Origin of the sequence: Rhodovulum sp. BSW8 (assembly GCF_003314725.1) — a bacterium.
GTDB lineage: Bacteria > Pseudomonadota > Alphaproteobacteria > Rhodobacterales > Rhodobacteraceae > Rhodovulum > Rhodovulum visakhapatnamense.
On sequence record NZ_QNVX01000058.1, the window covers coordinates 1 to 7,288 of the forward strand.

General features: G+C 60.9%; 9 protein-coding genes. All 9 read right to left on the reverse strand.

The genetic code is table 11. The features are described from left to right. Positions 1–233: 233 nt before the first annotated feature. The 9 genes from DSD19_RS19520 to DSD19_RS19560 all read right to left on the reverse strand — a co-directional run bounded on the left by DSD19_RS19520 (position 234) and on the right by DSD19_RS19560 (position 7,154). Positions 234–797 (reverse strand): chemotaxis protein CheD, encoded by a 564-nt coding sequence (locus DSD19_RS19520; RefSeq protein ID WP_113670818.1) that lies wholly within the window; start codon positions 795–797, stop codon positions 234–236. Beyond that, on the reverse strand, positions 794–1,786 hold the full coding sequence (locus tag DSD19_RS19525) for a CheB methylesterase domain-containing protein (protein WP_165828190.1): 993 nt from the start codon (positions 1,784–1,786) through the stop codon (positions 794–796). The genes DSD19_RS19520 and DSD19_RS19525 overlap by 4 nt, the downstream gene beginning before the upstream one ends. A 440-nt stretch (positions 1,787–2,226) precedes the next feature. Continuing rightward, entirely contained in the window at positions 2,227–2,541 is a 315-nt protein-coding gene (locus DSD19_RS21535; RefSeq protein WP_165828191.1) for a hypothetical protein, read from the reverse strand. A 50-nt stretch (positions 2,542–2,591) separates the two neighbouring features. Next, positions 2,592–2,978, reverse strand: a complete 387-nt coding sequence (locus DSD19_RS19535) for a response regulator (protein WP_075787112.1) — start codon at positions 2,976–2,978, stop codon at positions 2,592–2,594. A 31-nt stretch (positions 2,979–3,009) separates the two neighbouring features. Then, positions 3,010–3,879 (reverse strand): protein-glutamate O-methyltransferase CheR, encoded by an 870-nt coding sequence (locus tag DSD19_RS19540; RefSeq protein ID WP_075787113.1) that lies wholly within the window; start codon positions 3,877–3,879, stop codon positions 3,010–3,012. Continuing rightward, entirely contained in the window at positions 3,876–4,343 is a 468-nt protein-coding gene (locus DSD19_RS19545; RefSeq protein WP_075787114.1) for a chemotaxis protein CheW, read from the reverse strand. Before DSD19_RS19545 ends, DSD19_RS19540 begins: the two co-directional genes overlap by 4 nt. Next, positions 4,318–6,492, reverse strand: coding sequence for a chemotaxis protein CheA (locus tag DSD19_RS19550; protein ID WP_113670820.1), 2,175 nt, complete (start codon positions 6,490–6,492; stop codon positions 4,318–4,320). The genes DSD19_RS19545 and DSD19_RS19550 overlap by 26 nt, the downstream gene beginning before the upstream one ends. Before the next feature lie 3 nt (positions 6,493–6,495). Then, positions 6,496–6,864: a response regulator gene (locus DSD19_RS19555; RefSeq protein ID WP_075787116.1), complete on the reverse strand. Its 369-nt coding sequence runs from the start codon at positions 6,862–6,864 to the stop codon at positions 6,496–6,498. Further along, the gene (locus tag DSD19_RS19560; protein WP_075787117.1) at positions 6,861–7,154 is read right to left on the reverse strand and encodes an STAS domain-containing protein; all 294 of its coding nucleotides are present in this window, start codon (positions 7,152–7,154) and stop codon (positions 6,861–6,863) included. Before DSD19_RS19560 ends, DSD19_RS19555 begins: the two co-directional genes overlap by 4 nt. Positions 7,155–7,288 lie beyond the last annotated feature (134 nt).

Genomic DNA, 7,288 nt, shown 5'->3' on the forward strand with positions numbered 1-7,288 from the left:
CTTGCCCAACCCGAAACCGACCACTATCAACCCCAAGGACTCTCGTTATGAACGAGGGACGACCGGGGGACAGGTCAAGGTGTCTAAGAAGTCTGGGGCACATCAGTTAGAGGACCGCAACGCCCGCAGCCCTGTCAAACCCGCCGCGTGATCCTGTCCACCCGGAAGGGAGCACTCCAGATGGGCGTCAATTTTGCATGCCGTTCTGCACACTGGCGCCAGACGTCGGAAACTCAGAACAGAGTGATATCAGTATCCGGCTTTGGCTTGGGCGCGGGAACGCGACGCTCGGGCGGCGCCTCGGTGGGCGGAAGCAGGACCAAACGAGCGGCGCCAGTCACTGGGCGAAAATGCAGGCGTCGCGCTTGCGTGCCGCCCAGGCTTTCGGACACGACTTCAAAGCCCTCTCTCCGGATGTAGGATCGGGCGAAATCGACATTTCGCGCCCCGATATCGCGGAAGGCGCCGCTGACGCGCGCGCCTCCGAACAGCTTCACCTTGAGGTCGGACCGCCGGGCTCCGGCCTTGAGAAGCTCGTTGATAAGGAGTTCCATGGCCATGGCGCCATACTTCAGTTCGGTCGACCCGGATTCGGCATCCCCCGGCAGAAGGAAATGGTTCATGCCCCCGATGGCGGCATTGATGTCGTAAACACAGGCCGCGACGCAGGAACCCAAAACCGTCGAGAGCACGATGTTCGCGTCGCGCGAAACGTGATACTCGCCCTGAACCACAGCATGGACGCGGGAGGGCCAGACATCTTTTTCGGGCGCCCGAATAGGCGTTTTCTGAGTCATGCCGCGCTCCTCCGACTACAGTTTTCAAGAACCGCCCGGCCAATGGCGTCAAGCGGCAGTCTTTCGCGGACTCCGCCAAGCTCAAAGGCCGCACGCGGCATCCCGTAGACCAGCGAGGTCTTTTCGTCCTGTCCGATGGTATAGGCACCGGCACGGTGCAGCGCGAGCATACCCTCGGCTCCGTCGCGGCCCATTCCTGTCAGAATCGCCGCACAGACCCGAGAGGCGACCGGAACCGCAGACGCAAAAAGCGCATCCACCGACGGACGATGACCCGCCTGGAGCGATCCCTCTCTCAGACGGCAGCGCAAGGCACCGGTTGCGGCGACCTCCAGGTGGTGCGTCTTGCCTGGGGCAAGAAGAACCCGGCCCGGCACCAATGGCTCCTGGTCCTGGGCCTCGACCACCGTCGCAGCACAGTTCCGATCAAGCAAACGCGCCAAGCCCGAACTGAAAGACTCGCTGGTGTGCTGTACGATGAGAGTTGGAGGACAATTCGGAGGAAATGCCTCGAGGACCTTGACCAGCGCATCGACACCGCCCGTGGACGCGCCGAGAAGGATGAGGCGTCCGTGCTGGAAAGACATGGCGGATTCTGCCTGAGGAGCCGGAACGTCCCTAGCGGCTCTGCCGAGGTGGACTCGCAGAAGGCATTGCCGCAAATCCTCGACCGAGGCGTCGCTATGGGTCACCGCCACGCCCTCACGGATCAGGGACGACGGCAGGCGCGCGATATTTGCTTCGGTTTCTGCGACAACCACACAACGGATGCCGAGAGCCTTGAAGAGCATCAGAAGAACTTCGAATTCCGCCAGCCGCGCCAAGGCTTCAGCCACGATCACGGCTTGCGGCGGCCGACTTTCCGCAATGTGGTAGGTTTCGCTAAGGTTCGAGACGCACGCACCAAGAGAAACGGCCCGCATTTGCTGAACCGCAGCGGCAAGCCTGTTCCTGGTTTCCGTCCGTTCGTCCGCGATCATCACACGCATGAACCCAATCCTTAACTCATGCTTCCAGAGGTCGGCCCAGCGCCAATCGAGACCCGATGCCATTCCACCTCGGAGAAGAAACGCCCTGCGCGCCTTTCTTTCCCTGTGGAACAAGATGAATCCCTCAAATACCGCCTATTCCGACCAGAGATGGATCGAAAACAGACACTTGAGAAGCTGGAATGCAGTGGGAAGGCTTCGATCATCGATCCAGTCCTCATTCTCACCCAGGCAACCGAAAACCGAGTGAAATTGTTTTGCTTCACGCGGGCAGGTGCGACACGCACCGAATTTCACTCGACTGACTGCGGCTAGGGCCGAAATCCGGCCGAAGGCCTTTGCCCCGGCCCCACCGAATTCACATCACGGCGCTCACTTAGAGCCAATCTTTACGCGGACATATTGACATAGCATTACAGTCTCCCAGGACAGCGCGCGCCCTAGAACACGTCGATATCGCCGCCCGAATGTGGCGCATCGCGTTTTTCCGCTGTCGACATGACCGCGCGCAGCTGGTCCAGCCGAAGCTGCTCGATCAGGCTGCCCGGAACCTGCGCATCCACGGGCACAAGCTTGGCCAGTTCCTGACCAAAGGGTGCCATATCTTCGAGAATCTGGATGACCAAGTCCACCAGTTGCAGTTCGCTTGCGCTTCCCATTCGTGCGGGATGCGCAGCCCGCCTTTCAAGCACGGCCTTTTCGTACCGCCGGAGAAGCTCGGCGGCGTGCAGCAACTCATGGCCAAACGTCGTCATCACGCGTTGAAGCCGAGGGCCATCTGCAACCATCTGAAGGTCGTGATGCGTCAAAGGCGCCCCACCACGGCTTCGATCGCCTTCTTCATGGTCGCCGTCGTGAAGGGCTTGCGCACCATGTTGTTGAGCCCCAACTGTTGACCTTTCTGGATGAGTTCGGGGGTGGGCGTTCCGGTCACCAAGATGTAGCCGATTCGCTGTGTGGAACGATTACGGCGGAGACCTTCGAGCAGCTGCAACCCATCCATGCCAGGCATGTTGTAATCTGCAAGCACGAGATGGACCGGGTCGGCTGCCAGCCGCGAAAGCGCCGCACGTCCGCTTGCTTCGGTTGCGACGTGAAAAATGCCGAGTTCCTCCAACGCCTGGGTTACAAGGCCCCGACTGACCGTCATGTCGTCGACAACCATGATCCGAAGACTGTCTTTGAGTGACATCCGTTATTCCTTTCCTAATGTCGCTTCGCGGTCACGAAGCGGAGCGTTTTCTATAGGCAGTCACCCCGGCCGCCTCGAGCATTCCCGTGGCGGGTCCGGAAACCCGCTCAGAGTGGCCGATGAAGAGCATGCCTCCGGGAACAAGTTGTTCCGCAAGTCTGCGCCAAAGGGTCTGCTGGGTCTGGTTATCGAAGTAGATCGCCATATTCCGGCACATGATCACGTCAAAAAGGCCAGACATTGGCCAATGGCCGTTAATGTTCAGCTGCCGGAAGGACACGAGGGATCTAACATCCGCCCGCACCCGGAAATCGGTCTTTGCACCGCCGGATTTCTCGAACACCTGGTTCGCCCATGCCCCGGGCGGAATCTTGGCTTCCTCGTCGCTATAGACCGCCGCCTCAGCCCGCCGAAGCACAAACGGATCGATATCTGTCGCGAGAATCCTGACATTGAGCTTGGGCGCCTCGGGACAAAGCAGAATCACGCTGCCTGAAAGGGAATAAGGTTCGGGCCCAGACGAACAGCCGGCCGACCAGAGCCGCACACGTCCACCGGATCGCGCCCGCTCGACAAGGCGCGGCAGCACTTCCGACTGAAGCTGTTCGAAGTGGTGCTTTTCGCGGTAGAAATTCGTGACGTTGGTTGTCAGCGCCGAGATGAAGTGATCGCTTTCAGTGTCGAGATTGGCGCGCAGGAATTTGTCATATTCAGTAAAACCATCGAGATTCAGCGCTACGATCCGCTTCCCGAGGCGGGAATGGATCATCGCTTTCTTCGACGGCTCGAGATGAAGCCCGTATTCGGATTTCGCGAACGCCGCAATACGCTGGAAATCGCTTTCTCCGAAGGCGATTTCGGAGCGCCGCCGAGGCGTCAGGGATGATGTCGGAGCGTTCATGCCGCATCCGTCAGGCCGCGGGGCACCAGAATCTCGGGTGCCAGAATGCGCGACATCCCTTCCTCGATCGAAATGAGGCCAAGGATGCTGTTGGGAACGTCTCCGCCTCCCATGGTCGGCGCTTCGCAGATCTGACTTCCTTCGACCGTGAGGATCTCGGACACCGAGTCCACCAACAACCCGATCGTCTTGGAGCCGATCGCAACGACGATGATCACATGCCGAGGAGAGGCCTCGCATTCGCCAAGCCCCAGACGCGCTGCAAGATCGATGATCGGAATCACCGCACCGCGCAGGTTCATCACGCCCAGCACAGCCTCTTCCGCATGCGGGAGAGCCGTGACCGGTGTCCATCTACGGATTTCCCGGATCTGGGTGATCTCGATGCAGAAGCTCTGCCCTGCGGCCTTGAGAGTGACGAATTCCAGGACGTCATCATCACCCCATTGTTGCGGTCTGGGCATAGTCCATCTCCTCTCTGGAGGCCATTTCCCTGCCGTAGTGGCCGGCGAGGGACAGGATGGCGTCAGTGTCGATAATCAGAGCGATCCGGCCATCGCCCAGAATGGTTGCGGCAGAGATCCCTTCGATCGCGCCATAGTTGCCTTCGAGACTTTTGATGACAACTTGTCGCTGGTCCGAAATGTCGTCGACCGCTAGGGCCACAAGCCCGGATTGCTCGGACCGGATCAGGATCAAGATGTTGTCCGAGGTGATCTCCGCTTCTGTCGGGAAGCCGAGAAGCCTGGCCAGATTGACGATCGGCACATACGTGCCTCGGATTGACAGAAGCCGACCGTCTCGACCGAAAGGAAGGATATCCTTGGGCTTGGGGCGGATCGTTTCCACTACGCTGGAAAGTGGGGCAACCAGGGTTTCGCCGGCAGCGTGGATCACCATGCCGTCCATCACCGCCAGCGTCAGGGGAAGGGCGATCGAGAACTTGGTGCCCATCCCCTGGCGGCTGCTGATCGAAATCCGGCCGCCGAGGGAGGTAATCGCGGTCTTAACCACATCCATACCGACACCGCGACCGGACAGGTTGGTCACCTTCTCGGCCGTCGAGAACCCCGCCATGAAAAGCAGGTTGTCGATTTCAGAATCGGCCATCTTCGCGTCGGCCGCGACCATGCCTTGGCTGACCGCTTTCTCGAGGATGCGTTTCCGGTTGAGACCGGCCCCGTCGTCGGAGATCTCGATCAGCACGTCGCCCGAGCAATGGGCGGCCGAAAGCTTGATCGTGCCTTGCGCCGACTTTCCGGCGGCCGCACGCTTCTCGGGGCCCTCGATGCCGTGGTCAACCGCGTTCCGGATCATGTGAGTCAACGGTTCGGCGAGCCGTTCGACAAGAGTCTTGTCGATTTCGGTGGCCTCACCCTCGGTGACCAGGGCGACGTCCTTTCCGAGACTGTAGGCCGCCTCGCGCACAATTCGCTGCATCCGCTGGAAGAGCGGTTTGACGGGCTGCGCTCGGATCGCCATCACACCTTCCTGCAGCTCGCGAGCCAGGTATTGGTAGTCGTCGAGATCGCTCATGATGTCGGAATTCGACGCCATGCCGGAGGCCACGAGCTTCTGCGTGATGACCGCCTGGTTGATGATGAGCTCGCCCACCGTGTTAATCAGCCGGTCGACCCGTTCCGGATCGACGCGAAGCGTGGTCTGGGGGATCGAGGCGGCGGGCTTTGCCGCCTTGGATTTCTCGGCCGCAGCCGGCTCGGACGTCGAAGACGCCACAGCGGCCGGTTCTGCCGCAGCTTCTTCAGCTGCGACCTGCGGCATGGAAGGGTTTGAGGGCTCGGCAGTGGTCATCGGACTGTCCTCGGGTTCGATCCCGGGAAGGTCGAGAGCCGGACCGGCCGATCCGCCGGAGACCTGTTCGATCTCGCAGATGTCATCAAGGAAGACGAAGGCGTCGCGGATGCTGACCTCTGTCATCGAGCCGGTAAGCGTAAGTTCCCAGGAAAGGTAGCAGCGGTTCGGGTCGAACTCGTCCGACACAGGCAACGCAGACGCGTCGCAAGAGACATCAAGCTGTCCGAGACCGACCAGTTCGGCGAACAGCAGGAAGGGATCGTGGCCGTTCCTGAACAGATCCGCGATCGCGGGCACGCGGATCTTGTAGACATCTTCCGCGTCCTCGCCCGGCTCGTCAAACGACAACGGCATGAAGGAGACGGCCGTGAATTCGAAGGCTTCGTCAGGCTCGGGCGCCCCCGGTCCGTCTTCTTCGGACCCGGAGAGACCGACCAGCAGCTCGATCAGTTCGGCCATTTGCGACGGTTCCTCGTCGCTTTCGGCCTGGGCCAGCTCGACCAGTTCGGCCAGCATGTCGCCCGAGCGCAGGATCGTCTGCAGGGCATCGGGGTCGAGGACCAGAGAGCCGGAGCGCAGACGGTCGAGAACGGTCTCGAACCGGTGCGCAAACTTGACCAGCGTGTCGAGCGCGAAGGCACCCGCCGCCCCCTTGATCGAATGGACCGCCCGGAAGATGGCGTGAACCGTCTCTTCGGTCGCCGTGCCTGCTTCCAGTTCGCCGGTCCCTTCCGAGAGCTGGTCCAGCAGGTCTTCGCACTCGGCGAAGAATGTGGCTTTGAGATCGTCGCGCGACATGGCTCAGCGCGCCCCCGTGACGCGGCGGATCACGCTGATCAAGCCCTCGTCCTGGAACGGCTTGACGATCCAGCCGGTCGCACCGGCGGCGCGGGCTCGTTCCTTCATCGCGCTGCCGCTTTCGGTTGTCAGCACCAGAATCGGCACACGGGCATTGGTGCCGCCGCCGCGGATGTGCTCGATCACGCCGAACCCGTCCATCTTGGGCATGTTGATATCGGTGATGACCGCGTCGTAGCGGTCCTTCACGAACTCGTCGACACCGGCCTGCCCGTCATTCGCCGTGGTGACAGCGAAGCCCGCCGAACTCAGCGTCTCCCGTACCATCTCGCGGATCGTGAGCGAGTCGTCGATGGCAAGGATATTGATCATTGCTGGACCTCCGCTGTGCCAAGGATCAAGTCATGCAGGCCGAGAAGGCTCAGTCCTTCGGAGAAGGCCGGCGAGGCGTCGGCGACCGAGAAGGTCCCGCCGACCGATTCGACATGTCGTCTGAGAAAAAGAAGAAGCTGGGCCGAAAGCGCGCTCTGGGCCGGGGCCTCGGCCGCCTGAACCCGGATTTCCTTCGGGGCCGCCTCAAGGACGGATTTCACGACACCACCGGCATCTTCGGACCAGGCCGGGTCGGTGATGTCGAGGTCATACTGGCATTCGGGTTCCATTCCGATCCCTCGAGTTCCTGCAACGTACGCTCTGCTCAAGATTGAATAACCCTGCGGAGCCTAGGTCATGTTGACAAATGGCGGACCCAGAGACGGATCGACGTGATGTCAATGAAGCCGAGGAAGCTCTCAGC